The following is a 24,913-nucleotide window of genomic DNA, read 5'->3' as shown; positions in this document are numbered from 1 at the left end:
GGAACAGCCTTCATGGGGCGTCGGCTCGTACCGCTCACGCTGGACAACCTTCAGGACCTTCCCAAGCGCTGCCAGGCATGCGTCTTCTGGGAACTGGATCCCGTCAGCGGTGAGGCAGCGGTAAAGGCGGGCACACCCGCACTGGAGAAGGAGGCCTGGATTTCCGCCGTCCTGCTGGACTGGGGATCCTGCGGCCGGGTCGTCTACGTCGACGATGTGCCCGTGGGCTTTGTGCTTTACGCTCCGCCCGCCTACGTCCCGCGCTCGACGGCGTTCCCCACGAGCCCTGTTTCGCCCGATGCCGTTCAGCTGATGACCGCGTTCATCATGCCGGGCTACCAGGGGCAGGGACTGGGACGGGTGATGGTCCAGACGGTCGCCAAGGATCTTCTGCGGCGGGGCTTCAAGGCGATCGAGGCGTTCGGGGACGCCCGCTGGAAGGAACCGGCCTGTGTGCTGCCCGCCGATCATCTGCTGGCGGTGGGCTTCAAGACCGTCCGGCCGCATCCGACGTATCCCCGGCTGAGGCTGGAGCTGAGGTCGACGCTGTCCTGGAAGGAAGACGTGGAGCTGGCGATCGACCGGCTTCTCGGCGCCGTGCAGAAAGAGCCGGCGCTCAGGCCGCTCTGACGGCACCGGGCATGCGAATGGGCCGACCCGGATGGATCGGCCCATTCATGTTTCACGTGAAACATCGTCTCCGCGAGCGCCTGGGGCGTCTCGACGGCGTCACTCGGCGATGAAGTCCTCAAGGTCGCGCACGATGGCGGCCTTCGGCTTCGCACCGACGATGGTCTTGGCGACCTCGCCACCCTGGTAGACGTTCAGGGTCGGGATGGACATGACGCCGTACTTGGCGGCCGTACCCGGGTTCTCATCGATGTTGAGCTTGACGACCTCGATCTTGTCGCCGTACTCGGCGGCGATGGCCTCGAGGGACGGAGCGATCTGACGGCACGGACCGCACCAAGCGGCCCAGAAGTCCACCAGGACGGGCTTGTCGCTCTTGAGGACGTCCTGCTCGAAGGAATCGTCCGTCACATTCTTCAGGGTGCCGGCCACGGCTGGGCTCCTTAACTGGTTGGTGCGCGGGGCGGGTAGAGAGGGTCAGACAGCGGTCTTCTCGGGCTCGGCCGGCTCCTCGTCCGCGAGGGCGGCGAGGAAGCGCTCGGCGTCGAGGGCGGCGGCACAGCCGGTGCCGGCCGCGGTGATCGCCTGACGGTAGGTGTGGTCGACCACGTCACCGGCGGCGAAGACACCGGTCACGTTCGTACGGGTCGAGGGGGCGTCGACCTTGAGGTAACCCTCCTCGTCCAGCTCAAGCTGGCCCTTGAAGAGTTCCGTACGCGGGTCGTGGCCGATCGCGATGAACAGGCCCGTGACCGCGAGGTCGGACAGTTCACCGGTCTTGAGGTTGCGCAGCTTCAGGCCCGAGAGCTTCGGGTCGCCCTGGATCTCGGCGACCTCGCTGTCCCAGATGAACGAGATCTTCGGGTCGGCGAACGCGCGCTCCTGCATCGCCTTGGAAGCGCGCAGGGTGTCACGGCGGTGGACGACGGTCACGGACTTGGCGAACCGGGAGAGGAACGTGGCCTCCTCCATCGCGGTGTCGCCGCCACCGACCACGGCGATGTCCTGGTCCTTGAAGAAGAACCCGTCACAGGTGGCGCACCAGGAGACGCCCCGGCCCGAGAGGGCGTCCTCGTTCGGCAGCGCGAGCTTGCGGTGCTGGGAGCCGGTCGCGACGATGACGGCCTTCGCCTTGTGCACGGTTCCGGCGGTGTCCGTAACGGTCTTGATCTCACCGGCCAGGTCGACGGAGACGATGTCGTCCGGGATGAGCTCGGCACCGAAGCGCTCGGCCTGGCCCCGCATGTTGTCCATGAGCTCAGGGCCCATGATGCCTTCCTGGAAGCCGGGGAAGTTCTCGACCTCGGTGGTGTTCATCAGGGCGCCACCTGCGGTGACGGCACCCTCGAACACCAAGGGCTTCAGCGACGCGCGCGCGGTGTAGAGCGCCGCCGTGTAGCCGGCGGGCCCGGAGCCGATGATGATCACGTTTCGGACGTCGCTCACGGCTTATTCCTCGTCTCTGGACTGCGTCGTTAGGTCCGGTGGGAGCCTTCCTCAGAACTCTCACCCCACCCAACGGATCCTAAGGGGCGCGCATTCCCGCTGTGGCCGGGCACACCCCGAGACGGAGCCTGGGGCTCAGGAACGCGCGTAGGTCTCCTTCAGGAGGACCTTCGCCGAGGCGGATGCCGACGGCTGGTCCACGCAGGTTGCCTCGACGATGTAGGCGGTGACTCTGGTGGCGTCCGCAGGGTCGGGCAGGACCACGAGCATTGCCTCGGTGCCCTGGAAGATGCCCTCTTCGGCTGCCAGCGCCACGTCATTGCGTCCGATGCCCTCACGCACGCAGCCCGGTACCGCGGGCTCCTTCATGACCTTCGGCTCGTTGCTCTCCGGGACGGATTCCGCTCCGAGGCTGTTCGGCGTCCGGGGCCCGCCCTTCTCGCGCTTGTCCTTGGCGAGGAGACTCGCGACCTGGCTCTCCAGCTTGCCCTTGGAGAAGGTGTCGGCGGGCGCGGACTGCCGCCCTTGCGCCGTGTCGTCGGACTGCTTGCCGTCGTCGAGCGTGGACAGCAGCACCGAGCCGAGCCCTAGAGCGGCAGCGGTGAAGACAGCGCCCAGGGCGGCGATCCTGCGGCGGCCGGCCCGCTTGCGGTTCTTGCGGCCGGGGCCGGTAGTGGCAGCGCGTGCATGCCCGGCGGGGCGGTCTGCCGATGGCGCTGTTTCACGTGAAACATGGGTGGGCTCGTCGGCGTCCGAAGCGCGGTCGGTCGTTCCGTGCGACGGCTCGGCCGGGGAGTCCGCCCCCGTGAGCCGGGCCGTTTCGGGTGTCTCTGCTGGGTCCGGCGCGGTGGCGTTGAGGAGGGCCTCCGCCGCGAGGGCGGCGTCGATGCGGCCGGCGACATCCGCAGGCATGCGGGTGGGGCCGGGCAGGGTGCCGAGAAGGCCCCGGATCTCCTCCAGGGACGCGTGGACGTCCGCGCACAACTCGCACGCGTCCAGGTGTCGCCGTATGTCTGCGGTCCGTGCGGGCGGGAGCAGGCCTTCGGTGAGGTCGGAGATCTCTGCGACGTCCGGGTGCCCGGCCGTGTCCGTCGATGTCACGCTCGCCCACCTCCGCCCTTCACTGCAGCTGAGTCGCTCGGTCCTCTACCCGTCGGCGGGCCCGATCCATGCGACCCCGCTGCGGGTGGGACGGATGTCCCCTGCGTCCGGTTCCGTTCTCCGCCCGGCTTCTTCTCGTCGTCACCGGCTCCCGGACGGAGGTGAGTGAGCAGCGGCAGGAGTCTCGCTCTGCCGCGGGCGCACCGGCTCTTGACCGTGCCGGTCGGCACGTCGAGGACGCGGGCCGCCTCGGCGACCGGGTAGCCCTGCATGTCGACGAGGACGAGTGCGGCCCGCTGGTCGGGAGGCAGGGTGCCCAGGGCCTCGATCAGCTGGCGGTGCAGATCGTTGCGCTCGGCGGGCGCCGATGCCGACTCGTGCGGCTCCAGCAGAGTCTCCAGGCGCTCGGTGTCGTCCACCGGCGCGGTCTTCCGGGAGGCCGCCTTGCGGGCCCGGTCGAGGCAGGCGTTCACCGTGATGCGGTGCAGCCACGTGGTGACGGCCGCCTGGCCCCGGAAGGTGTGGGCGGCGCGGTAGGCGGAGACGAGGGCGTCCTGAACCGCGTCAGCGGCCTCCTCGCGGTCTCCCAGCGTCCGCAGGGCCACTGCCCACAGCCGGTCGCGGTGACGCCGTACGAGCTCGCCGAAGGCGTCGGTGTCGCCCTCTACGTGGCGAGCCAGGAGGTCCTGATCGCTGACGCCGCCGTACACGGTGTCGTCATCTGCCATCGGACCCCCTCCCCTGGTGCGGTACTGAAACCGTCAGCCCTTGAACTGCACGTCGGTGATGGCCTGCTTGTAGCCGGCGCTGCTGTAGCCGTCGGCGGGTGCGCTGGGCACGGCCGTGATCCACAGCAGCACGAACTGCGTCTTCACGGCCTTCGGCACCTTCACGGTGAGGGACGTTCCGCTCGTGGTGGCGGTGCCGATCTCCTTCATACCGTCAATGCCCGTCGAGGGGGACAGCGCGTCGGTGGCGTAGAGCCGCACGGTCGTGTTGTCACCGGCGTACCGGAGCCCCAAGGACGCCGCCGAGATGTTCTTCGCCGAACCGAGGTCGTAGACGATGCCCACGCCCGGCTTGTAGGGCGCGAGCGTCGGACCCTCGTTGTAGCGCTTGGTGCGCCAGTACGTCGAGTCGTCGCCGTCGTACGTGTTGGCGACGTCCGCGGGTGCCTGGGCCTCGCCCTTGGCGACGTACTCCTGAGCGCCCTCGACCGTGAGCGGCTTGGCCGGTCTGGTGCCCTTGCTGCCCTTGTCGTCGCCGTCCGTCGTCTGCGTCCCGTTCGTGCCGTCGGACTTGCCCCGGTCCATGAGCGCGTCGGCCAGCTGCCAGCTGCCGAGACCGAGAGCCGCGATGAGGAGGGCGGAGACGGCCCACTTCAGGGCCTTTCCGGTGCGGCTCTGCAGCGGGGGCGGCGGCGCCGGGACGGCCTGAGTGACGCCCGGACGCGGCGCCTGACGGCCGTACGTGCCCTGCTGGTACGTCGTGCGCTGGTAGTCCGATGGGGCGGTGAACGCGGGCTCCGGCGGGCGGATGCGAGGCATCTCGCTGATCGCCTTCACCAGTTCCTCGGGCGTGGTGCAGGGAGATTCGTGGCGGGACGCGGTGGCACCGTCGTTGACGAGCGCCCGCATGGCCAGCTCGGACAGCCCGCGATGGACGCCGGCCCGCACCTGGTCCGGCGCGATGAGACCGATGTCCTTGGGCAGGCCGGACAGGCCATAGGCGTCGCTCTCGTACGGCCAGCGCTGCGTGAGTGCGGCGTACAGCAGGGCGCCGATCGACTCCGTGTCGGTGCGCTGCGGGGTGTCGGAGCTGATGCCGCGCAGCGCGGCGTTCACGGCGAGGCCGCGGATGCGCCACTGGCCGGTCGACGTCCGCAGCACGGCGTTGGGGTTCAGGCGCAGATGGGCGAGGCCCTCGCGGTGGGCGGCGGCCATGGCGGCCGACACCTGACTGACCATCTGGTAGGCCTCGTAGACCTCCAGCGGGCCGGAGGCGAGGAGCGTGGTGAGTTCGGTGGCGTCGGGGAGCCACTCGTGGACGACGTAGACGAGGTCGTTCTCCTCGACCGCGTCGAGCACCTGGACGAAGCGGGGATCGCCGAGCAGGGCCGAGGAACGGGCCGCGGCCAGGACCGAGCGGGCGCGGGAGTGGTCCGCCGGCAGGAGGTGGACGCCGACGGCGCGGCGGAGCTTCTCGTCCACGGCCCGCCAGCTGCTGAAGCCGTCCAGACGGGTGACGCACTCCTCCAGGCGGTAGCGTCTGGCGAGCTTGTGGCCGCTGTGCAGTTCGGGCGGAGAAGCCTTCCCGGCAGCCGTTGCCCCGGTGCCCCCCTGTGCCTCGTCGCTGTCCGTGTCCCGCTCCCGGTTGTTGGCCACCCCGTCGGCCGTGGACTGGTCCGCCTCCGCGGTCAGCGACTGCTCGCCGCTGTTGTCTGCCACGTCGACGGCAGCTGTGCTCCGATCCGCCACCGTCGTTCCTGCCTCCCCATCCCATGCGCGCCGGTCGACACCCGTTGCGCGCCGTCCGACGCCGAAACCAATTGTGCCCACAGTCTGCCGCTATGCACGACACACGGTGGCGGACGATGGTTGTGCGCCTACCCAGTACCGCCTCATCGACCCAGACGCCCGCGCACCATGCCGACCAGCGAGTTGACCTCCTCGATGCGCATGCGGCGGGCGGCGACGAAGAAGACCCCCAGCAGCACGGCCCCGCCGGCCAGCAGCGCGGCGAACGAGCCCAGCGTGCCCTGGCCGAGCGAGTGGCCGATGCCGTAGCAGACGGCGCCGCTGAGCAGCGCGGCCGGGACCGACGCGATGCACAGCCTGGCGTACGTTCGCATGACGCGGGCGCCGTCCAGGTCGCCGCCGAGCCGCTTGCGCAGCCGGCTCCATGCGACGCCCACGCCGATCGCGTAGGCCAGACCGTACGCGGCGGCCATGCCGACCACCGCCCACCGGGCCGGGATCAGGAAGTAACACAGCGCCGACGCACTGGCGTTGACCGCCGCCACGATGACCGTGTTGTAGAAGGGCGTGCGGGTGTCCTCGTAGGCGTAGAAGGCGCGCAGCACGACGTACTGCACCGAGTACGGGATCAGGCCGAGGCCGAATGCCATCAGCATGAAGCCCATGTTGGTGGACGCGCCGGTGCCCGAGGAGCCGAAGATCAGCGTGCACATCGGGATGCCGAGCGAGAGGAATCCGAAGGCGACCGGCACGATGGCGACCGCTGTGGTGCGCAGGCCCTGGGAGATGTCGTCGCGCACGGCGCCCGCGTCGTCCTCGGCGGCCGAGCGGGAGATGCGTGGCAGCAGGGCGGCCATCAGGGAGACCGTGATGATGGCCTGCGGCAGGCCCCAGATCAGCTGGGCGTTGGCGTAGGCGCTGAAGCCGGTGCCGGGGATGCTGGGCACCGCCGAGGCCGTGGCCAGCTGCGTGACGACCAGCGCGCCCGCCTGGTTGGCGAGGACGAAGAGGATGGTCCACTTGGCGAGCATCGCGGCCTTGCCGAGGCCGTGGCCCTTCCAGTCGAACCGCAGCCGCAGCCTGAAGCCGGTCTCCCGCAGGTACGGGATCATCGCCAGGGCCTGCACCACGAGGCCGAGCAGGATGCCGACGCCGAGGAGCTGCTGGCCCTCCGGCGGAATGTTCGTGACCTTCATCCCGGAGTCACCGGCGGTGCCGTAGACCCAGATGAACATGCCCAGCGTCACGATGATCACGATGTTGTTGAGGACCGGGGTCCACATCATCGCGCCGAACCGGCCGCGGGCGTTGAGGATCTGCCCCATCACCACGTGCAGGCCCATGAAGAAGATGGAGGGCAGGAAGTAGCGGGTGAAGGTGACCGCGACCTCGTTCGCCTCGGGGTTGCTCGCGATCGGGTTCGACAGCATGCGGACCAGGAGCGGCGCCGCGAACATCGCGACCGCGGTGAGTGCCGCCAGAGCGACCATGACGAGGGTCAGCAGGCGGTTCGCGTACGCCTCGCCGCCGTCGTCGTCCTCCTTCATCGCGCGCACGAGCTGCGGCACGAACACGGAGTTGAGGCCGCCGCCGACGGTCAGGATGTAGATCATGGTCGGCAGCTGGTAGGCGATCTGGAACGTGTCGCCGAGCATCGCGAGGCCCAGCGCCGAGACGATCATCGCGGACCGGATGAAGCCGGTGAGGCGGGACACCATCGTGCCCGCCGCCATCACGGCACTCGACTTCAGCAGGCCGGCGGCGCGCCCGCCCTTCTTCGGCGCCGCGGCGGGGGCGGGCGCCGGTGCGGGAACCTCGGACGCGGGCGTCGGAATCATGGCCGCCGCGCCCGGTACCGGGGCGGGGCCTGGCACGGAGGGCTGGGACTGGTACGGCGGCTGTGGGGCGCCCTGCTGCGGGTCGTACCCGCCGCCCGGGTGCGGGCCCGGGTGGCCACCCTGCTGCTGGTCCCGGAACAGGTGCGCGAAGGCGTCCGGCTCGTGGCGCTCCTCGGCGGCCTCGGTGACCAGATCGTCCACGCCCACGTAGCGCGTGGTGCGGGGGTCGTCGCCGTACGGCAGGTACTGGGTGGGGCCGTCGGGCTCCGGCGGCGGCGTCTGGGCCCACACGCGCGGGTCGGGGGCGTACGGCGACTGCGGCGGCTGGGCGTACAGCGGCTGCTGCGGCTCGTACGTGCCCGGGGGCGGCGGCGGGTGCGCGGCACGGTCGTAGAGGGCCTCGGCGACCGGGTCCTGGGCGGCGAGATCCTGCGCCCGGTAGGGGTCCTGGTCGTAGGCGTCCTGGAGGTACATGTCCGCGGGCGGCTGCGCCGGCGCCTGGCCGTGCTCCGGGGGCGGCCCCTCGGGGTGGCCCGAGCTGTCCCCGGGCCGGCCGTGGTCACCGTCGTACGGCGCGTTCATGGTTACCCCACCTCATCGTCCCGGGCCCACCGGCCACGACATCCTCAACGGTCCACTCTCTCACCCGTGCCGGACGGGTCGGCGCTTTCCGCTGGGGTGTCCGGTGTCGGGTCACTCGGCTGCTCCGGGTCCTCCGCCCGGGAGCCCTCCGCGGACTTCTCCCCGAGACGTTCGTCGGGCGCTTCCTGGTTCTGCTCGCCGTCGGCGTCCGAGCGCGGCGTGTCCGCGTCGTTCCCGGCGGCCTCGCGGGCTGCGGTGCGCTTGCGCTGGGTGTACATGCGGAAGCCGGCGAGGACGAGGAGCAGGACACCGCCGCCGATGACCAGCATCACGGTGGCCGTGATCTCGGTGACCTTCACGTCGAACCTGACGGGGTCGCCGTACTTCCGGCCGTCCAGCGTGTACAGCTGGGCGACCACCGACGCGCGGCCGTTGGCGTTGGCCGACGTGGTGAACTTCACCGACTGGCTGTGGCCGCCCGATACGGTGACGCGCTGCTCCGTGTACGGCTCGCCGCCGATCTTGAGGCGGGTGGGGTTGACGGAGGTGAGCCGCAGCACGAGGTGGTCGACGTCCTGGACCAGGTTGTTCTGCACGGTCACCGGGATCGTTGCGCTGCGCCCGGAGAGCTTCGTCTCCGACTTCTCGATCAGCCTGACCTGCTTGGCGAGGCCCTGGAGGTAGATCTCCACGCCCGTGCGGAAGGACATGGCCGCACCGGGCCGGCCCCGCCACGAGGTGGACATCTCGCGGTTCGTGGCCCGGCCGAAGGGGGTCACCACCCGGGACTGGTTGGTGAGGATGACCTTGAAGTTGTCGAGCTTGCCCTCGGTCCGCGCCAGCTGCTGGTAGGCCGACCGCGGCAGCTCCCGCTTGCGCAGCGCCGACGGATACGAGCGGGCGGACGGGACCTGCGTCGTGGCGGCCGGGTCGGGCTTGGCCGAGGCGGCCGCCGTGAGGTCCTGTGCCTCGGACCAGGTGCCGTCCTTGAGAGCCGTCAGGGCCTCGGCCATCGCCCGGGCCTGGCTGGCCGTGGGCGTGCGCTGCGGGGCGACGACGACACTGCGCTGCTTGTCGGTCTGGAGGTTCAGGGTCAGGCTCTGGGCGAGGAACCGCTGCACCGCGAGGGTGGACGCGGAGGCCCTCGTCAGGTCGCCCTGGAACACCGTGGACAGCCGGGCGTCCGCGACGACCGCCGTCGTGCCGCCGCCGATGGGACGGGGCGCGGAGGGCGTGTACGTCAGGCTCCGGCTCTCCTGGAGGCTGTCGCTGCGGGCGATCACCTTGTCGGCGCCCGCGGAGGTCGCGACCTTGACGATCGACGGATCGATCGCGCCGTCCACCGGCCAGGCGAAGTCGGTGACGGGTTTCACGTGGAGGATCGGCTCGACCGTGTTGGCGACGACGTCCGTGGCTTCCTTGAGGTTCCTCAGCGCGCCGGGGACGCTCGTGCCGTTGTGCGCGAGGGACGCCAGGTCAGGGTCCGAGAACGGGAGGGCGACGACCTCCTTGCCGGCCACCGCCTCCTGCAGGCCGGCGAGCCACCGCTTGGCGACCTCCTGATGGGTGCCGGCGCGGGTGGTGCCGTCCTCGCCGCGGACCTGATAGGTGCGCGTCATGGCGTCGACGGAGGCCAGCAGGTCGGGGTCGACGACCCAGGTCACGTCGAGTTCCTTGCCCAGGGAGATCATCTGGTCCAGGCGGCCGCCCGGTGAGATCTCCTTGGCGAGGTCGTCGTCGAGGAAGACCGGCGTCTGCTGCTCGTTCGAGCCCGTCTCGGCCGTCATGTGGACGGTGGAGATCAGCGGCCACAGGAACGTCATGCGGGTCCGGGTGTCGGCCTCCTCGGACTGGTACGGCAGGAACGTCCGCTGGACGCCCAGAACCTGCGTCCAGGGCTGCGCCGAGGTCTGGCCGGACAAGGAGACGCCGAACTCGTAGACGCCGTCCTGGGCGAGGTTCAGCTCGTCGACCGGAACCGAGATGCTGAAGGGCCGGGCGACGCCGGGCGAGAGCTTGGCGAACTCCTCGACGTACTTGCCGCCGACCGCCGAGCCGATCGTCCCCTGGACGTTGCTGCTGTCCTTGGCGGCGGTGTCGATGGACGAGCGGGTGCCGACCGGTGCGCCCACGCGCAGGTCCACCTGGGCGTCCGTGACCGCCTGCTTGCCCTTGTTGGTCACGGTGCCCGACACCGTCAGGGTGTCGTCGTCGGTGGGCGTGCTCGGCGTGAGGGTGTCGACGGAGACGGTCACCGCGCCGGAGCCGGCCGCGGCCTGCGGGGCGTCCTGGCCCGCGGCGTCGGCCGGAGTGGCGGCGGGCAGCTGGAGGAGACCGGCCATCAGAGGCGCAGCCGTGAGCAGGGCTCCCGTGCGCCGCAGCCACCGGCGGGCAGGAGAGGGACTCGTCCCCTGGAAGTCTGCCGCCTCGGCCACGCGCTCGCCCGTCCCTCGTCGTCGTCAGTGGTCGTCGGAATGTGCGTCCACGCATGGTAACGATGCGCGCTGAGGGGAAGTGCCGCGGACTGCTCCACAAGATCGGGGGAGCGGATCGTGCTGTCCTGAATGTACGCGTATAAAGAGGAGCGCTCCCGAACGTCCCGATGACAGGTCTTGTGCACGTTCGGAGGAGGCGGCGGTGCCCTTTAATGGGTGCGCTCGCGGTACCCGGCGCCACGTACCCTCTTCTGTTGTGCCGAACGCCAACGAAGACAACCCCAGTGCCCTGAGTCAGGCGCAGCTCCGCGCAGTGAGTGAACTGCTGCGGGTCGCCCCGGTCGCCGACGATCTCGCCCGTCGATTCCAGGAGGCCGGGTTCTCTCTCGCCCTGGTCGGCGGGTCGGTCCGGGACGCGCTGCTCGGCCGGCTCGGCAACGACCTGGACTTCACGACCGATGCCCGGCCGCAGGACGTCCTGAAGATCGTCCGGCCCTGGGCGGACGCCGTCTGGGAGGTCGGGATCGCCTTCGGCACGGTCGGCGCGCAGAAGGACGGCTACCAGATCGAGGTGACCACCTACCGATCGGAGGCGTACGACCGCACCTCGCGCAAGCCCGAGGTGTCGTACGGCGACTCCATCGAGCAGGACCTGGTCCGGCGTGACTTCTCCGTGAACGCGATGGCCGTCGCGCTGCCCGAGAAGAGGTTCATCGACCCGCACGGCGGTCTCGACGACCTCGCCGAGCGGGTGCTGCGTACGCCCGGCACTCCTGAGGAGTCCTTCTCCGACGACCCGCTTCGGATGATGCGGGCCGCGCGCTTCGCCGCTCAGCTCGACTTCGAGGTGGCCCCCGAGGTCGTCACGGCCATGACGGAGATGTCCGGACGCCTGGAGATCGTCTCTGCCGAGCGGGTGCGGGACGAGCTGAACAAGCTGATCCTCTCCGCACATCCGCGCAAGGGACTGGCGTTGCTGGTCGACACCGGGCTTGCCGAGCACGTACTGCCCGAGCTGCCGGCGCTGCGCCTGGAGAGCGACGAGCACCACCGGCACAAGGACGTCTACGACCACACGCTGATCGTGCTGGAGCAGGCGATGGCGCTGGAGGACGACGGCCCCGACCTCACTCTCCGGCTCGCCGCCCTGCTGCACGACATCGGCAAGCCGCGCACCCGTCGTTTCGAGAAGGACGGGCGGGTCTCGTTCCACCACCACGAGGTGGTCGGGGCGAAGATGACGAAGAAGCGCATGACGGCGCTCAAGTACTCCAACGAGCTGGTGAAGGACGTCTCACGCCTGGTCGAACTCCACCTGCGCTTCCATGGCTATGGCACCGGTGAGTGGACCGACTCCGCCGTGCGCCGCTATGTACGGGATGCCGGCCCCCTTCTGGACCGGCTCCACAAGCTGACGCGCTCCGACTGCACCACGCGGAACAAGCGCAAGGCCGCCGCCCTCTCCCGTGCGTACGACGGTCTGGAGGAGCGGATCGCCAAGCTCCAGGAGCAGGAGGAGCTGGACGCCATCCGTCCGGACCTCGACGGCAACCAGATCATGGAGGTCCTGGGCGTCGGCCCGGGCCCGGCCGTGGGCAGCGCCTACAAGCACATGCTGGAACTCCGCTTGGAGCACGGTCCAATGGGCCACGAAGCGGCGGTGGCCGCGCTCAAGGAGTGGTGGGCGGAGCAGCAGGCCTGACGCCGAGAAGCGGGCGCATGTTTCACGTGAAACATGCGGAGGGGCGGTGTTTCACGTGAAACACCGCCCCTCCGTGCGTCGCCCGTACTACTTCGCGGAGTAGTCCTCGAGGCAGAGGGTGAAGTCGTCACCGCTGCCGCTCTCGGTGTACTCGCTGTACTTGGTGCGGTCGCAGCCGTCCGACGTGCCGTCCTTCTTCTCGGCGACCTTGTACTTCGCCTTGGAGTCGGTGCAGTCGACAACCTCGAGGCCCGGGTCGGTCGTGCTGTTCGGGTCCGAGATGCTCATGCAGTCCCCGACCTTCGCCTGGGCGGCGTCGTCGCGACTGGCGATGAAGCCACCCACGGCCACGCCGATCACGATCACGGCGATGACGATGTTCTTGATCATCTTGAAGCTGAGCTTGCGGCGGGGCTGCTCCGGCGGGACGGGAGCGTAAGGCGCGCCGCCCTGGAAGCCCGGCTGGCCGGCCTGCTGCGGGAAGCCGCCCTGGGGCGGGTACGCGGCCTGGCCCTGGGGCTGGCCGTAGGGCTGCTGGCCCTGGGCGAACGGGTTCTGGCCCTGGGGCGGCGGAGTCGACACTTGGGGGTCCCCCTACATAGTTCGTGACGCGATCATGGCGCGAAGAAGTGACGCGGACATGGCGCGAGTAAGACGCATGTAAGCTACCGGCCGCCACTGACAACCCGGCAATCGAGGGCGGCTCTGTGTCATTGATGTGACACTTACGAGCGCTCAAATCGGGTCATAGCGCCAGCTACTGCTGCGTAGATAACGGCGACCGTAATCACCAGCGGCACCGAGCGGCCGTCCGGCGGCAGCATCAGGGCGGCCACCCCGGCGGCGCCCACGAAGGCGATGTTGAACAGCACGTCGTAAACGGAGAAGATCCGGCCACGGAAGCCGTCCTCGACGGCCGCCTGCACCACGGTGTCCGTGGCGATTTTCGCACCCTGGGTGGTCAGGCCAAGCAGGAACGCCGCGATCAGCAGGGGCACCGTGGCGAACGGCAGGCCGAGGGCCGGCTCCAGAACCGCCGCCGTCCCGGCACACACGGCGATCCAGCGGCCAGGCCCGAGCCGCCCGGCCGCCCACGGCGTCACCACGGCCGCCGTGAAGAAGCCGGCGCCGGACACTCCGAGCGCCAGGCCCAGCAGCGCGAGCCCCTCGTCCGGGTCCGACGTCAGGGCGTAGCGGCAGAGCATCAGCAGCAGGACGAGCAGGGCGCCGTAGCAGAACCGCATCAGCGACATCGCCGCGAGCGCCCAGGCCGCCTCGCGGCGTGGCGGCGCGGCGAGATGACGCACCGCCGCGACCAGATCACGCGCGGCTCCGGTCACCGCCGCCGTCAGCTGCGGCCGCGCCAACGCGCGGTCGGGGCCCAGCAGTTCCCGCGTCATGCGCAGCGACGCCAGCCCTGCGCACAGGTACAGGGCCGCCCCCAGCAGCACCACGGCGGCGTCGGAGTCGGCGCCCACGATGCGTACGACGAAGGCGAGCCCGCCGCCCGCGGTCGCGGCGAGCGTCCCGGCGGTCGGGGACAGGGAGTTGGCGACGACGAGCCGCTCGGCGTCGACCACGCGCGGCAGCGCGGCGGACAGGCCCGCGAGGACGAAGCGGTTGACGGCGGTCACGCACAGCGCGGAGACGTAGAACAGCCCGTCCGGGGCGTTGCCGAGCATCAGGAGGGCCGTACCGGAGGCGAGCCCGGCGCGCAGCAGACTGCCGTACAGCAGCACTTGGCGGCGGCGCCAGCGGTCCAGCAGCACACCGGCGAAGGGGCCGACGAGGGAGTAGGGCAGCAGCAGTACCGCCATCGCGGAGGCGATCGCGCCGGCCGACGCCTGTTTCTCCGGGGAGAAGACGACGTAGGCGGCGAGCGCGACCTGGTAGACGCCGTCGGCGCCCTGGGAGAGCAGCCGTACGGCGAGCAGGCGCCTGAAGCCCTGGAAGCGCAGCAGGACACGCAGGTCACGGACGACGGCCATGGGGCCAGCCTCACATACGGGAAGGGTCCCCGGGGCGTGCGACCCGGGGACCCTCAACACACTTCGGCGGAGCGGTTGTTAGCGCTCGACCGTGCCCTGGATGAACTTCTCGACGTTCTCGCGGGCCTCGTCGTCGAAGTACTGGACCGGCGGGGACTTCATGAAGTACGAGGACGCCGACAGGATCGGGCCGCCGATGCCGCGGTCCTTGGCGATCTTCGCCGCGCGCAGGGCGTCGATGATGACACCGGCGGAGTTCGGGGAGTCCCAGACCTCGAGCTTGTACTCCAGGTTCAGCGGGACGTCACCGAACGCGCGGCCCTCGAGGCGGACGTACGCCCACTTGCGGTCGTCCAGCCAGGCGACGTAGTCGGACGGGCCGATGTGGACGTTCTTCTCGCCCATGTCCCGGTCGGGGATCTGGGAGGTGACGGCCTGCGTCTTGGAGATCTTCTTCGACTCGAGGCGGTCACGCTCGAGCATGTTCTTGAAGTCCATGTTGCCGCCGACGTTCAGCTGCATCGTGCGGTCCAGGATGACGCCCCGGTCCTCGAACAGCTTCGCCATGACGCGGTGCGTGATGGTGGCGCCGACCTGCGACTTGATGTCGTCGCCGACGATCGGCACGCCCGCCTCGGTGAACTTGTCCGCCCACTCCTTGGTACCGGCGATGAAGACCGGCAGGGCGTTGACGAAGGCGACCTTGGCGTCGATGGCGCACTGGGCGTAGAACTTCGCCGCGTCCTCGGAGCCGACGGGCAGGTAACAGACCAGGACGTCGACCTGCTTGTCCTTCAGGACCTGGACGATGTCGGCCGGGGTCTCGGAGGACTCCTCGATGGTCTCGCGGTAGTACTTGCCGAGACCGTCGAGCGTGTGGCCGCGCTGGACCGTCACACCGGTGCTGGGCACGTCGCAGATCTTGATGGTGTTGTTCTCGGACGCGCCGATGGCGTCCGCGAGGTCCAGGCCGACCTTCTTGGCGTCGACGTCGAAGGCGGCGACGAACTCGATGTCGCGGACGTGGTAGTCGCCGAACTGCACGTGCATGAGTCCGGGGACCCTGGCCGCCGGGTCGGCGTCCTTGTAGTACTCGACTCCCTGCACCAGCGATGCGGCGCAGTTGCCCACACCGACGATGGCTACGCGAACCGAACCCATTCCGGTTGCTCCCTGTGTGTACGAGTGAGGCCGCTCGGCGGCTCTCACGTGGCGGTGTCGTCGGGCGTATCCGGCCGGGGATCGTCCCCGGACCGGGGCAGGCCGCCCGTCGCTCCAGATGTGGTGTCCTGCTGAGCGGACCCCCCGGAGGCAGAACTCCTCAGGTCCCGTCCGGCCCGCTCGCTCTCGATGAGCTCGTTCAGCCAGCGCACTTCGCGCTCCACGGACTCCATCCCGTGGCGCTGGAGCTCAAGCGTGTAGTCGTCGAGGCGCTCCCTGGTGCGCGCCAGTGAGGCGCGCATCTTCTCCAGACGCTCCTCCAGCCGGCTGCGGCGGCCCTCCAGCACGCGCATGCGTACGTCTCGCGACGTCTGCCCGAAGAAGGCGAAGCGCGCGGCGAAGGTCTCGTCCTCGTAGGCGTCCGGCCCTGTCTGGGAGAGCAGCTCCTCGAAGTGCTCCTTACCTTCCGCCGTCAGCCGGTAGACGATCTTGGCGCGGCGTCCGGTGAGCGGAGCGGCGAGGGCGTCCTCGGTGGTGTTTCCCGGCTCCTCGGTCAACCAGCCGTTGGCGACCAGCGTCTTGAGGCACGGGTAGAGCGTCCCGTAGCTGAACGCACGGAACACGCCCAGTGAGGTGTTGAGCCGCTTGCGCAGCTCATAGCCGTGCATCGGGGACTCGCGGAGCAGGCCGAGTACGGCGAACTCGAGGATTCCGGAACGCCGGCTCATCGTCGCCTCCTCTCTGCCGCGGGCGTGCCGTGACGGCTCGCACCAGACTTTATGCCGGGCTGATGTATCGACTCGATACATCATGACGATAGAACGGCCACCGGGTCGGGACAAGAGGGGCGACGGTGAACGGGATCACATCCCGGATTCATCAGAAGCGAGTTGCCTGATTTGGGGTGAACTTCTGGGCCAGGCACGTTTTGGCGGTGCGTAGTCTGTGCGGCATGCACACCACCGGGAACCGAGTGACGCGTGAGGGCGTCATCGTCCTTGGTGCGGTACGGGTGAATGAGCAACCGACACCATCCGTACTTCGGGGGGACCGGAAACCAGCCGCCGTTTCCAGGCGCGCAAGGGTGCGCCTGCCCGAGGAGTAGTCGTTCGATGAGCGAGCACCGTCGCAAACCGCCGCAGCCGCAGGGAGGCGGACGTGCCGCGGCCCGACGTGGTCAGTCCGGCTCGTCCTCCGGCCGCCGCGCGGCACCGCGAGGCGCCACCGGGTCTCCGTCCGGCTCGTACGAGACGGGAAGCGAGGAGCGGCCGTACGGCGGCCGCGCCGAGGCCCGTCGTGCGGCCCAGCGCAGTGGAGGGCGCCGCAGAGCGGCGGAACCGGGACGCGGAGGCCGGCGCGCCGCGCCCGGCGGTCCGGGCCGGGGCAGGGGCCGTGCCGCAGCCGCGGCGGGACCCGGCGCCAAGCGCCTGATCGACTATCCGCGCCACGACAAGTACGGGTGGCGCCGCTGGATGCCGTCCTGGAGGCTCGTCTCCGGCGCGTGCCTGTTCCTCTTCGGCAGCATGGTCGCCGCGGTCGGCGTCGGCTACGCGATGGTGGGCGTCCCCTCCGAGGAGAACGCCGCCGCGCTGTCGCAGAACAACGTCTACTACTGGGCCGACGGCAGCCAGATGGTCGCCACCGGCGCCGGTCAGAACCGGCAGAACGTCACCATCGACCGGATCCCCAAGGAAATGCAGTACGCGGTGATCTCGGCCGAGAACAAGACGTTCTACAAGGACTCGGGCGTCGACCCCATGGGCATCGCCCGGGCCCTGGCCAACATGGCACGCGGCGGGGACACGCAGGGTGGTTCGACCATCACCCAGCAGTTCGTCAAGAACACCTACCTGAGCCAGGACCAGACCATCTCCCGCAAGTTCAAGGAGATGTTCATCTCGATCAAGGTGGGCACGAAGCTCACCAAGGACGAGATCCTCCAGGGGTACCTGAACACCTCGTACTACGGCCGCGGCGCCTACGGCATCCAGGCCGCCGCCCAGACCTACTACGGCAAGGACGCCGTCAAGCTCAACGCGAGCGAGTGCGCCTTCCTCGCCGCTCTGCTCAAGGGCCCGACGTACTACGACCCGGCCGGCAACGAGAACCTCGACCCGACGGCGACGCGCAAGGCCAACCGTGAGCGGTCCGAGGTGCGGTGGCGCTGGATCCTCGGCGAGATGCGCAAGGACGAGCGCATCTCGGAGGCCGAGTACCAGAAGGCGATCAAGAAGTACCCGACGCCCCAGGGCCGCAAGGCGATCAAGGGCATGACGGGGCAGATCAGCTACCTGGTCGACACGGCCAAGAAGTACGTCCTGAACAAGTCCGACATTGACGAGGCCAAGTTCGACCAGGGCGGCTACCAGATCTACACGACCTTCGAGAAGGACAAGGTCGATGCGCTCGCCAAGGCCGTCAAGAAGATCGAGAAGGAGAACATCGACCCGAAGAGCCGCAAGGAGGACGAGCACGTCCAGTTCGGCGCGGCCTCGGTGGAGCCCAATGACGGCGCGATCGTCGCGCTCTACGGTGGTGCGGGCTACGAGAACAACCACTTCAACAACAACGCGGACACCTCCGGTGTGCCCGTCGGTTCGACGTGGAAGCCCTTCGTCCTCGCCGCCGCCATGGAGCACGGCACGTACAAGACCGAGGGCGTCGGTGTCTCGCCCATGAGCAAGTACAACGGCGACGACCATCTGAAGGTCCGCAAGCCGGACGGCAGTTACTACCTGCGCAAGGACAACTCGATCTTCTACCAGGAGAACGAGACGGACCGCCGTTGGGGATACATCACCCTGCGCAAGGCCATGGAGCAGTCCATCAACACGCCGTTCGTCCAGCTCGGCGTGGACGTGGGGATGTCGAAGGTGCGCGATGTCGCGAAGGCGTCCGGCATCCTCGACCAGTCGTTCGCCGGTCTCAACCCGTCCTTCGCGCTCGGCACCTCGACGCCCAGCGCGATCCGCATGGCCGACGCCTACGCGACATTCGCGGCCTCCGGCAAGCAGACCGCGCCCTACTCGGTGAAGGCCGTGAAGTACGCCGGCCAGGAGCTCGGAGGGTTCGAGAAGCCGAAGGCCACGCAGGCGATGCCGGAGAACGTGGCGAACAACGTCACGGACGTCCTCGAGAACGTCATCCAGAACGGCACGGCCAAGAACGCCAAGGCCCTCGGCCGCACCGCGGCCGGCAAGACCGGTACGACCGACGAGAACAAGTCGGCCTGGTTCGTCGGCTACACCCAGCAGCTGTCGACCTCGGTCGCGATGTTCCGTGAGGACCCGGGGAGCCACAAGCTGCTCTCCATGAACGGCACGGCGGGTGTCGACTCCATTCACGGTGGTGACATCCCGACGTTGGTGTGGACCGAGTACATGAGGGCCGCGCTGGAGGGCCAGCCCGACCCCGGCTTCCCGGCGGCCACCAAGATCGGCGAGATCGCGGACCAGGTGGGCGCTCCGTCCCCGAGCCCGAGTGTCACGGCGTCGCCCAGCCAGTCGGCGAGCGAGTCGCCGAGCGCCTCCCCGACCGAGTCCAGCCCGACTCCGACGCCCTCGGCGACCGAGACGTGCAGCGCCTGGGACTTCGACTGCGAGGAGAACGGCGGCAACACCAACGGAGGCACCGATACCGGAGGCTCGGGCGAGGTGACGCCCACGCCGTCGACGACCGAGACGGGCGATACCGGCACCAGTCGCGGCAATGGCAACGGGGGCTTCTTCGGAGGAACCGGTTAGCCGCCATATCGCCCGGCACGGGTGTTTCACGTGAAACATGGGCCGTCGCACCTCTGGGTGCGGCGGCCCTCCGCGTACGGCCAGGTTCGTACGGCAGGATGTGGGACATGCCCAGCGCAGAATCGACGCAAGCGAGCGTGCACGAGCCCGACCCGGTGCGGCCGACCCAGGAGGACGAGGTCGCCGCGGCCGGCAGCGAGGTGATCGGCGGCCCCGTGGGACGGCGTGCCCTGCTCGGGACTTCCTGGTGGACGCCCGTGCGGGTCGTCGCGCTCGTGGCGATCGGCATGTTCGCCCTCGGCCTGGTCCAGAAGGCGCCCTGCTACAACGGCGCCTGGTTCTTCGGTGCCGGCTCGCAGTACACCCACGCCTGCTACTCGGACATCCCGCACCTGTACGCGGGACGCGGTTTCTCCGAAGGGCTCGTACCGTACTTCGACAAGCTGCCCGGCGACATGCAGTACCTCGAGTACCCGGTGCTGACCGGCGTGTTCATGGAGGTCGCGGCCTGGCTCACGCCCGGCAGCGGCAGCATCCAGCACCAGGAGCAGTGGTACTGGATGGTCAACGCCGGGATGCTCATGGCGTGCGCGGCCGTCATCGCCGTCTGTGTGACCCGTACCCACGGCCGACGTCCCTGGGACGCCCTACTGGTCGCCCTGGCGCCCGCCGCGGCGCTGACCGCGACCATCAACTGGGATCTACTGGCGGTCGCTCTGACGGCCGCAGCGATGCTGATGTGGGCGCGGGGCCGTTCCCTCGCCTTCGGCGTCCTCCTGGGGCTCGCCACGGCCGCCAAGCTCTATCCCTTCCTGCTCCTGGGTCCCCTGCTCGTGCTGTGCTGGCGTGCGGGCCGCTGGCGGGAGTACGGGACGGCTCTGGGCGGCGCGGCCGTCGCATGGCTCGTGGTGAACGTGCCGGTGATGCTGCTCGCCTTCGAGGGCTGGTCGAAGTTCTACACGTTCAGCCAGGAGCGGGGCGTCGACTTCGGCTCCTTCTGGCTGATCATGGCCCAGAACTCGAAGAACCCGCTCAGCACGGAGACCGTCAACACTCTCGCCACGGTGCTGATGCTGGTGTGCTGCGCGGGCGTCGCCGCACTCGCGCTGACGGCGCCGCGCCGACCGCGCTTCGCCCAACTCGCCTTCCTGATCGTCGCGGCGTTCATCCTCACCAACAAGGTCTACTCGCCGCAGTACGTCCTGTGGCTGATCCCCCTGGCGGCGCTGGCCCGGCCGAAGTGGCGGGACTTCCTGGTCTGGCAGGCCTGCGAGGTGGCGTACTTCCTGGGCATCTGGATGTACCTCGCGTACACGACCAGCGGTGACGCCCACAAGGGCCTGCCCCAGGACGGCTACCACTGGGCCATCGCCGCGCACCTGCTGGGAACGCTCTATCTGTGCGCCGTCATCGTGCGGGACATCCTCATGCCGGAGCGCGATCCGGTGCGCCGAAGCGGCGACGACGATCCTTCCGGCGGTGTGCTGGACGGAGCCGAGGACGTCGTCGTGTTCGGCCCCGCGGCCCACCCCCCTCGGCACGCGGCGCACTTCGGGACGGAGGAGGAGGGCTCGCGAGTGCAGTGGGGCGGACAGGGGGCGACCGGCGGTTCGCTCTGAGCGAACAGTGTGCGCTGCGGCGTGTCAGTCACTCGAAAGGCCGTACACGGGCAGGTCCGTGTACGGCCTTTCGGCTGCTGTCGTCGCGACGGCTGCCGCGGTGGCTGTGTCGGTCAGCGGTCCAGGATGCGGTCGAACTGCGTGGTGGTGTGCCGCAGATGGGCTACCAGTTCCTCGCCGACCTTGGGCTCCGGCGCGTCCGAGGGCACGAACAGGATCGAGACCTGCATGTGCGGCGGCTCGGCGAACCAGCGCTGTTTGCCCGCCCAGACGAACGGCGAGAGGTTCCGGTTGACCGTGGCGAGGCCGGCGCGGGCGACGCCCTTGGCGCGCGGCATGACGCCGTGCATCGCCTTGGGGGCCTCCAGGCCCACCCCGTGCGACGTACCGCCCGCCACGACCACCAGGAAGCCGTCGGAGGCGGCCTTCTGCTGCCGGTAGCCGAAGCGGTCGCCCTTGGCGACGCGGGTGACGTCCAGGACGGCGCCGCGGTACTCGGTGGCCTCGTGGTCCCCCAGCCACAGCCGCGTGCCGATGCGGGCGCGGAACCGGGTCTGCGGGAACTGCTGCTGGAGCCGGGCGAGTTCCTCGGCCTTGAGGTGGCTGACGAACATCGTGTGCAGCGGCAGCCGGGCCGCGCGCAGCCGGTCCATCCAGCCGATGACCTCCTCGACGGCATCCGAGCCGTCGGTGCGGTCCAGCGGCAGGTGGATGGCGAAGCCCTCCAGGCGGACGTTCTCTATGGCGGCGTGCAGCTGCGGCAGGTCCTGCTCGCTGATGCCGTGCCGCTTCATCGAGGACATCACCTCGATGACCACGCGGGCGCCCACGAGGCCGTACACGCCGTCTATCGACGACACCGAGCGCACCACCCGGTCGGGCAGCGGCACCGGCTCCTCGCCGCGCCGGAAGGGCGTCAGCACCAGGAGGTCCCCGCCGAACCAGTCCTTGATCCGGGCGGCCTCGTAGGTCGTGCCGACGGCGAGCATGTCCGAACCGAGTCGCGTGGCCTCCTCCGCCAGCCGCTCGTGTCCGAAGCCGTAGCCGTTGCCCTTGCAGACCGGGACGAGCCCCGGGAACTGCTCCTGCACGTGCTTGTGGTGCGCCCGCCAGCGCGCGGTGTCGACGTAGAGCGTGAGCGCCATGGCCGGACCTGGAACCTTTCTCGTGGCTGCGGTGGGTCGTGTGTGGGGGGAACTGTGGGAGCTCGTCTGGGAAAGCCGGGGAACTGCCGAAGCGAACGGGCCGGGGTCAGCGCCGCGACATGTACATGTCGAGGGCCTTGTGGAGCAGCTTGTTCAGCGGGAAATCCCACTCGCCGAGGTACTCCGCGGCCTGGCCGCCGGTGCCCACCTTGAACTGGATCAGGCCGAAGAGGTGGTCGGACTCGTCCAGCGAGTCGGAGATGCCGCGCAGGTCGTAGACGGTGGCGCCGAGCGCGTAGGCGTCGCGCAGCATCCGCCACTGCATGGCGTTCGACGGCCGCACCTCGCGGCCGATGTTGTCCGAGGCGCCGTAGGAGTACCAGACGTGCCCGCCGACGATCAGCATCGTCGCCGCCGACAGGTTCACGCCGTTGTGGCGGGCGAAGTACAGCCGCATGCGGTTGGGGTCCTCGGTGTTGAGGGCCGTCCACATGCGCTGGAAGTACGACAGCGGGCGCGGCCGGAAGTGGTCGCGCACGGCCGTGATCTCGTACAGCCGCTGCCATTCCTGGAGGTCCTCGTAGCCGCCCTGGACGACCTCGACGCCGGCCTTCTCGGCCTTCTTGATGTTGCGCCGCCACAGCTGGTTGAAGTTTTTGTGGACCTCTTCCAGGGAGCGGTTCGCGAGCGGCACCTGGTACACGTAGCGGGGCTGGACGTCACCGAAGCCGGCACCGCCGTCCTCGCCCTGCTGCCAGCCCATGCGGCGCAGCTTGTCGGCGACCTCGAAGGCGCGCGGTTCGATGTGGTCGGCCTCGATGTCGCGCAGGCGCTTGACGTCCGGGTTCTGGATACCGGCCTTGATGGAGGCGGCCTCCCAGCGACGGATGATCACCGGCGGGCCCATCTTGACCGAGAAGGCGCCCTGCTGCTTCAGGTGCGCCAGCATCGGCTCGATCCAGTCCTGCAGATTCGGCGCGAACCAGTTGATGACCGGGCCCTCGGGCAGATAGGCGAGGTAGCGCTTGATCTTGGGGAGCTGCCGGTAGAGGACCAGACCCACGCCGACCAGCTCACCGGTCCGCTCGTCGAACCAGCCGAGATTCTCCGAGCGCCATTCGGCCTTCACATCAGCCCAGGCCGGGACCTGCATGTGGCTCGCCGCCGGCAGGCTCTGGATGTACGCCAGATGCTGCTCGCGACTGATGGTCCTCAGGGTCAGGCTCATTCGGGGCGCTCCTCGGGCTGGTGTGTCCCCATGGGTACAGGGGCTCCGGCTCTCGCGCCGAAGCCTACTGCGCCTCGCGAGCGCCCCGACTGGGCCCACGGCACCTTCACCGGGCCTTGTAGGGCGGCCGGGTGGCCTGCGCGGTCCCGGAGGGGTGAGGGGGGTCCCGGCGGGTCAGTCGAAGAGTCCGCCGAAGAGCCCGCCGTGCGCCATGCCGAGGAAGAAGCCGATCCCCGCGGCGCCGAGGCCCAGGATCAGACCGAAGCGCTCACGTGTCGTCTCCGAGATCCACTGGCCGTAGGCCCCGGTGGCGATTCCCAGCAGGCCGGTCCACGAGCTCAGCAGGTGCAGGCCGTGGAACATCGCGGTGATGAACGACGTGATGCCCAGCACCAGGGTCACCGCGAGCAGCGCGTCCTGGAGGGGGTGGGGTTTGCCGTCCGTGGCGAAAAGGCCTCCGGCGGTGTTGGGTCGCATTGCCTGTGCCATGGGGCACCTCCTGCGAAAGGCGGCGGATCGTAGCGCCGTACACACCCGATGTGTACAGATTGACGGGCTTCGCGGCCGGATTTCAACCGGTAGCGGGTGTGCAGGTAGTCTGTACGGTCTGCACCGGTGTCTGCCCAGACAGCGCCAGGCACGCGTCAGGATCCGTCCCGGCCCGACCTGGGAAAACCGCCGAACGACCGCCCATGTCAGTGGCGGCTGTTTTACTGACGGGCACTGTTGCGTACGCATCACGACCCTCCTGCCACGGAACGACCGTGGCCGCTGAGTCCAAAGGAGGTGGGTTCCACATGCGTCACTACGAGGTGATGGTCATCCTCGACCCCGATCTCGAGGAGCGTGCTGTCTCCCCGCTGATCGAGAACTTCCTCTCTGTCGTCCGTGACGGCGGCGGAAAGGTCGAGAAGGTCGACACCTGGGGCCGTCGTCGTCTCTCGTACGAGATCAAGAAGAAGCCCGAGGGCATCTACTCGGTCATCGACCTGCAGGCCGAGCCTGCGGTCGTCAAGGAGCTCGACCGCCAGATGAACCTGAACGAGTCGGTCCTCCGGACCAAGGTCCTCCGTCCCGAGATGCACTGAGCGCTTCCGCTCAGCTGATCCCGGGATTCGAGTAGCAGCACCAGCAGCCAGCAGCAAACCCGCCGAGAGGTTCCCCCATGGCAGGCGAGACCGTCATCACGGTCATCGGCAATCTTGTCGACGACCCCGAGCTGCGCTTCACCCCGTCCGGTGCGGCCGTCGCGAAGTTCCGCGTCGCGTCGACTCCCCGCACCTTCGACCGTCAGACGAACGAGTGGAAGGACGGCGAGAGCCTGTTCCTGACCTGCTCGGTCTGGCGTCAGGCGGCGGAGAACGTCGCCGAGTCGCTCCAGCGAGGCATGCGCGTCATCGTGCAGGGCCGGCTGAAGCAGCGGTCCTACGAGGACCGTGAGGGCGTCAAGCGCACGGTCTACGAGCTGGACGTCGACGAGGTCGGCCCCAGCCTGCGCAACGCCACGGCCAAGGTCACCAAGACCACGGGTCGCGGTGGCCAGGGCGGTTACGGCGGCGGTGGCGGCGGCCAGCAGGGTGGCGGCGGCTGGGGCGGAGGCCCCGGCGGCGGTCAGCCGGCCGGCGGTGCTCCGGCCGACGACCCCTGGGCCACCGGCGCTCCCGCCGGTGGCGGCCAGCAGGGTGGCGGCGGCTGGGGCGGTGGCTCCGGCGGCGGTGGCGGCTACTCGGACGAGCCCCCCTTCTAGGCCTTCGGGCCGGGTCCTCGGACCCGGCCGGCCGAGGTGGGCCGTACCCACACTTCTTGATCACACAGGAG

Annotated in this window: 20 protein-coding genes; 6 read left to right on the top strand and 14 right to left on the bottom strand. The window is 69.4% G+C overall.

The window, feature by feature from the left end; translation table 11 throughout:
• Positions 1 to 12: 12 nt before the first annotated feature.
• On the top strand, positions 13 to 630 hold the full coding sequence (locus QC282_RS18725; protein WP_279550621.1) for a GNAT family N-acetyltransferase: 618 nt from the start codon (positions 13 to 15) through the stop codon (positions 628 to 630).
• 99 nt (positions 631 to 729) lie between these two features.
• On the opposite strand, the gene trxA is transcribed toward QC282_RS18725, so the two are convergent.
• The 7 genes from trxA to QC282_RS18690 form a co-directional block, all read right to left on the bottom strand.
• Positions 730 to 1,062 carry a thioredoxin gene (trxA, locus tag QC282_RS18720; protein ID WP_003991504.1) on the bottom strand — a complete coding sequence of 111 codons (333 nt, stop codon included), beginning with the start codon at positions 1,060 to 1,062 and terminating at the stop codon, positions 730 to 732.
• 45 nt (positions 1,063 to 1,107) lie between these two features.
• Positions 1,108 to 2,076, bottom strand: a complete 969-nt coding sequence (gene trxB, locus QC282_RS18715; protein ID WP_279550620.1) for a thioredoxin-disulfide reductase — start codon at positions 2,074 to 2,076, stop codon at positions 1,108 to 1,110.
• Positions 2,077 to 2,211: 135 nt separating this feature from the next.
• Positions 2,212 to 3,177: a hypothetical protein gene (locus QC282_RS18710; protein WP_279550619.1), complete on the bottom strand. Its 966-nt coding sequence runs from the start codon at positions 3,175 to 3,177 to the stop codon at positions 2,212 to 2,214.
• Positions 3,174 to 3,905: an RNA polymerase sigma factor SigM gene (sigM, locus tag QC282_RS18705; protein ID WP_279550618.1), complete on the bottom strand. Its 732-nt coding sequence runs from the start codon at positions 3,903 to 3,905 to the stop codon at positions 3,174 to 3,176. The genes QC282_RS18710 and sigM overlap by 4 nt, the downstream gene beginning before the upstream one ends.
• Before the next feature lie 33 nt (positions 3,906 to 3,938).
• A complete protein-coding gene (locus QC282_RS18700; RefSeq protein ID WP_279550617.1) occupies positions 3,939 to 5,654 on the bottom strand; it encodes a serine/threonine protein kinase in 1,716 nt (571 codons plus the stop codon).
• A 143-nt stretch (positions 5,655 to 5,797) separates the two neighbouring features.
• A complete protein-coding gene (gene murJ / locus QC282_RS18695; RefSeq protein WP_279550616.1) occupies positions 5,798 to 8,074 on the bottom strand; it encodes a murein biosynthesis integral membrane protein MurJ in 2,277 nt (758 codons plus the stop codon).
• A gap of 44 nt (positions 8,075 to 8,118) precedes the next feature.
• The gene (locus QC282_RS18690) at positions 8,119 to 10,509 is read right to left on the bottom strand and encodes a DUF6049 family protein (RefSeq protein WP_279550615.1); all 2,391 of its coding nucleotides are present in this window, start codon (positions 10,507 to 10,509) and stop codon (positions 8,119 to 8,121) included.
• A gap of 256 nt (positions 10,510 to 10,765) precedes the next feature.
• Here QC282_RS18690 and QC282_RS18685 point away from each other — a divergent pair, with 256 nt between their 5' ends.
• Positions 10,766 to 12,211 carry a CCA tRNA nucleotidyltransferase gene (locus QC282_RS18685; RefSeq protein WP_279550614.1) on the top strand — a complete coding sequence of 482 codons (1,446 nt, stop codon included), beginning with the start codon at positions 10,766 to 10,768 and terminating at the stop codon, positions 12,209 to 12,211.
• 87 nt (positions 12,212 to 12,298) lie between these two features.
• Here the strand turns inward: QC282_RS18685 and QC282_RS18680 are convergent, their stop codons facing one another.
• The 4 genes from QC282_RS18680 to QC282_RS18665 form a co-directional block, all read right to left on the bottom strand.
• Complete coding sequence (locus tag QC282_RS18680; RefSeq protein WP_279550613.1) at positions 12,299 to 12,793, bottom strand: hypothetical protein; 495 nt, start codon at positions 12,791 to 12,793, stop codon at positions 12,299 to 12,301.
• Positions 12,794 to 12,936: 143 nt separating this feature from the next.
• Complete coding sequence (locus tag QC282_RS18675; protein ID WP_279550612.1) at positions 12,937 to 14,199, bottom strand: MFS transporter; 1,263 nt, start codon at positions 14,197 to 14,199, stop codon at positions 12,937 to 12,939.
• Between the two features lie 78 nt (positions 14,200 to 14,277).
• Positions 14,278 to 15,360 carry an inositol-3-phosphate synthase gene (locus QC282_RS18670; RefSeq protein ID WP_279550611.1) on the bottom strand — a complete coding sequence of 361 codons (1,083 nt, stop codon included), beginning with the start codon at positions 15,358 to 15,360 and terminating at the stop codon, positions 14,278 to 14,280.
• Positions 15,361 to 15,404: 44 nt separating this feature from the next.
• Complete coding sequence (locus tag QC282_RS18665) at positions 15,405 to 16,088, bottom strand: PadR family transcriptional regulator (RefSeq protein ID WP_279550610.1); 684 nt, start codon at positions 16,086 to 16,088, stop codon at positions 15,405 to 15,407.
• Between the two features lie 744 nt (positions 16,089 to 16,832).
• Here QC282_RS18665 and QC282_RS18660 point away from each other — a divergent pair.
• Both QC282_RS18660 and QC282_RS18655 read left to right on the top strand, forming a co-directional pair.
• Positions 16,833 to 19,103: a transglycosylase domain-containing protein gene (locus tag QC282_RS18660; RefSeq protein WP_279550641.1), complete on the top strand. Its 2,271-nt coding sequence runs from the start codon at positions 16,833 to 16,835 to the stop codon at positions 19,101 to 19,103.
• Between the two features lie 98 nt (positions 19,104 to 19,201).
• Positions 19,202 to 20,722, top strand: coding sequence for a glycosyltransferase family 87 protein (locus QC282_RS18655; protein WP_279550609.1), 1,521 nt, complete (start codon positions 19,202 to 19,204; stop codon positions 20,720 to 20,722).
• Positions 20,723 to 20,835: 113 nt separating this feature from the next.
• On the opposite strand, the gene QC282_RS18650 is transcribed toward QC282_RS18655, so the two are convergent.
• The 3 genes from QC282_RS18650 to QC282_RS18640 all read right to left on the bottom strand — a co-directional run bounded on the left by QC282_RS18650 (position 20,836) and on the right by QC282_RS18640 (position 23,584).
• Positions 20,836 to 21,867: an alanine racemase gene (locus tag QC282_RS18650; RefSeq protein ID WP_279550608.1), complete on the bottom strand. Its 1,032-nt coding sequence runs from the start codon at positions 21,865 to 21,867 to the stop codon at positions 20,836 to 20,838.
• A gap of 106 nt (positions 21,868 to 21,973) precedes the next feature.
• On the bottom strand, positions 21,974 to 23,095 hold the full coding sequence (femX, locus tag QC282_RS18645; RefSeq protein WP_279550607.1) for a peptidoglycan bridge formation glycyltransferase FemX: 1,122 nt from the start codon (positions 23,093 to 23,095) through the stop codon (positions 21,974 to 21,976).
• A gap of 174 nt (positions 23,096 to 23,269) precedes the next feature.
• Positions 23,270 to 23,584, bottom strand: coding sequence for a hypothetical protein (locus QC282_RS18640; RefSeq protein WP_279550606.1), 315 nt, complete (start codon positions 23,582 to 23,584; stop codon positions 23,270 to 23,272).
• Positions 23,585 to 23,892: 308 nt separating this feature from the next.
• On the opposite strand from QC282_RS18640, the gene rpsF reads away from it, so the two are divergent.
• Positions 23,893 to 24,183 carry a 30S ribosomal protein S6 gene (rpsF, locus tag QC282_RS18635; protein ID WP_077798159.1) on the top strand — a complete coding sequence of 97 codons (291 nt, stop codon included), beginning with the start codon at positions 23,893 to 23,895 and terminating at the stop codon, positions 24,181 to 24,183.
• A gap of 77 nt (positions 24,184 to 24,260) precedes the next feature.
• Entirely contained in the window at positions 24,261 to 24,842 is a 582-nt protein-coding gene (locus QC282_RS18630) for a single-stranded DNA-binding protein (protein WP_279550602.1), read from the top strand.
• The last annotated feature ends 71 nt before the right edge of the window (positions 24,843 to 24,913 follow it).

It is taken from the genome of Streptomyces sp. DH24 (assembly GCF_029813775.1).
GTDB lineage: Bacteria > Actinomycetota > Actinomycetes > Streptomycetales > Streptomycetaceae > Streptomyces.
This window is presented reverse-complemented; position numbering and strand designations above follow the sequence as displayed.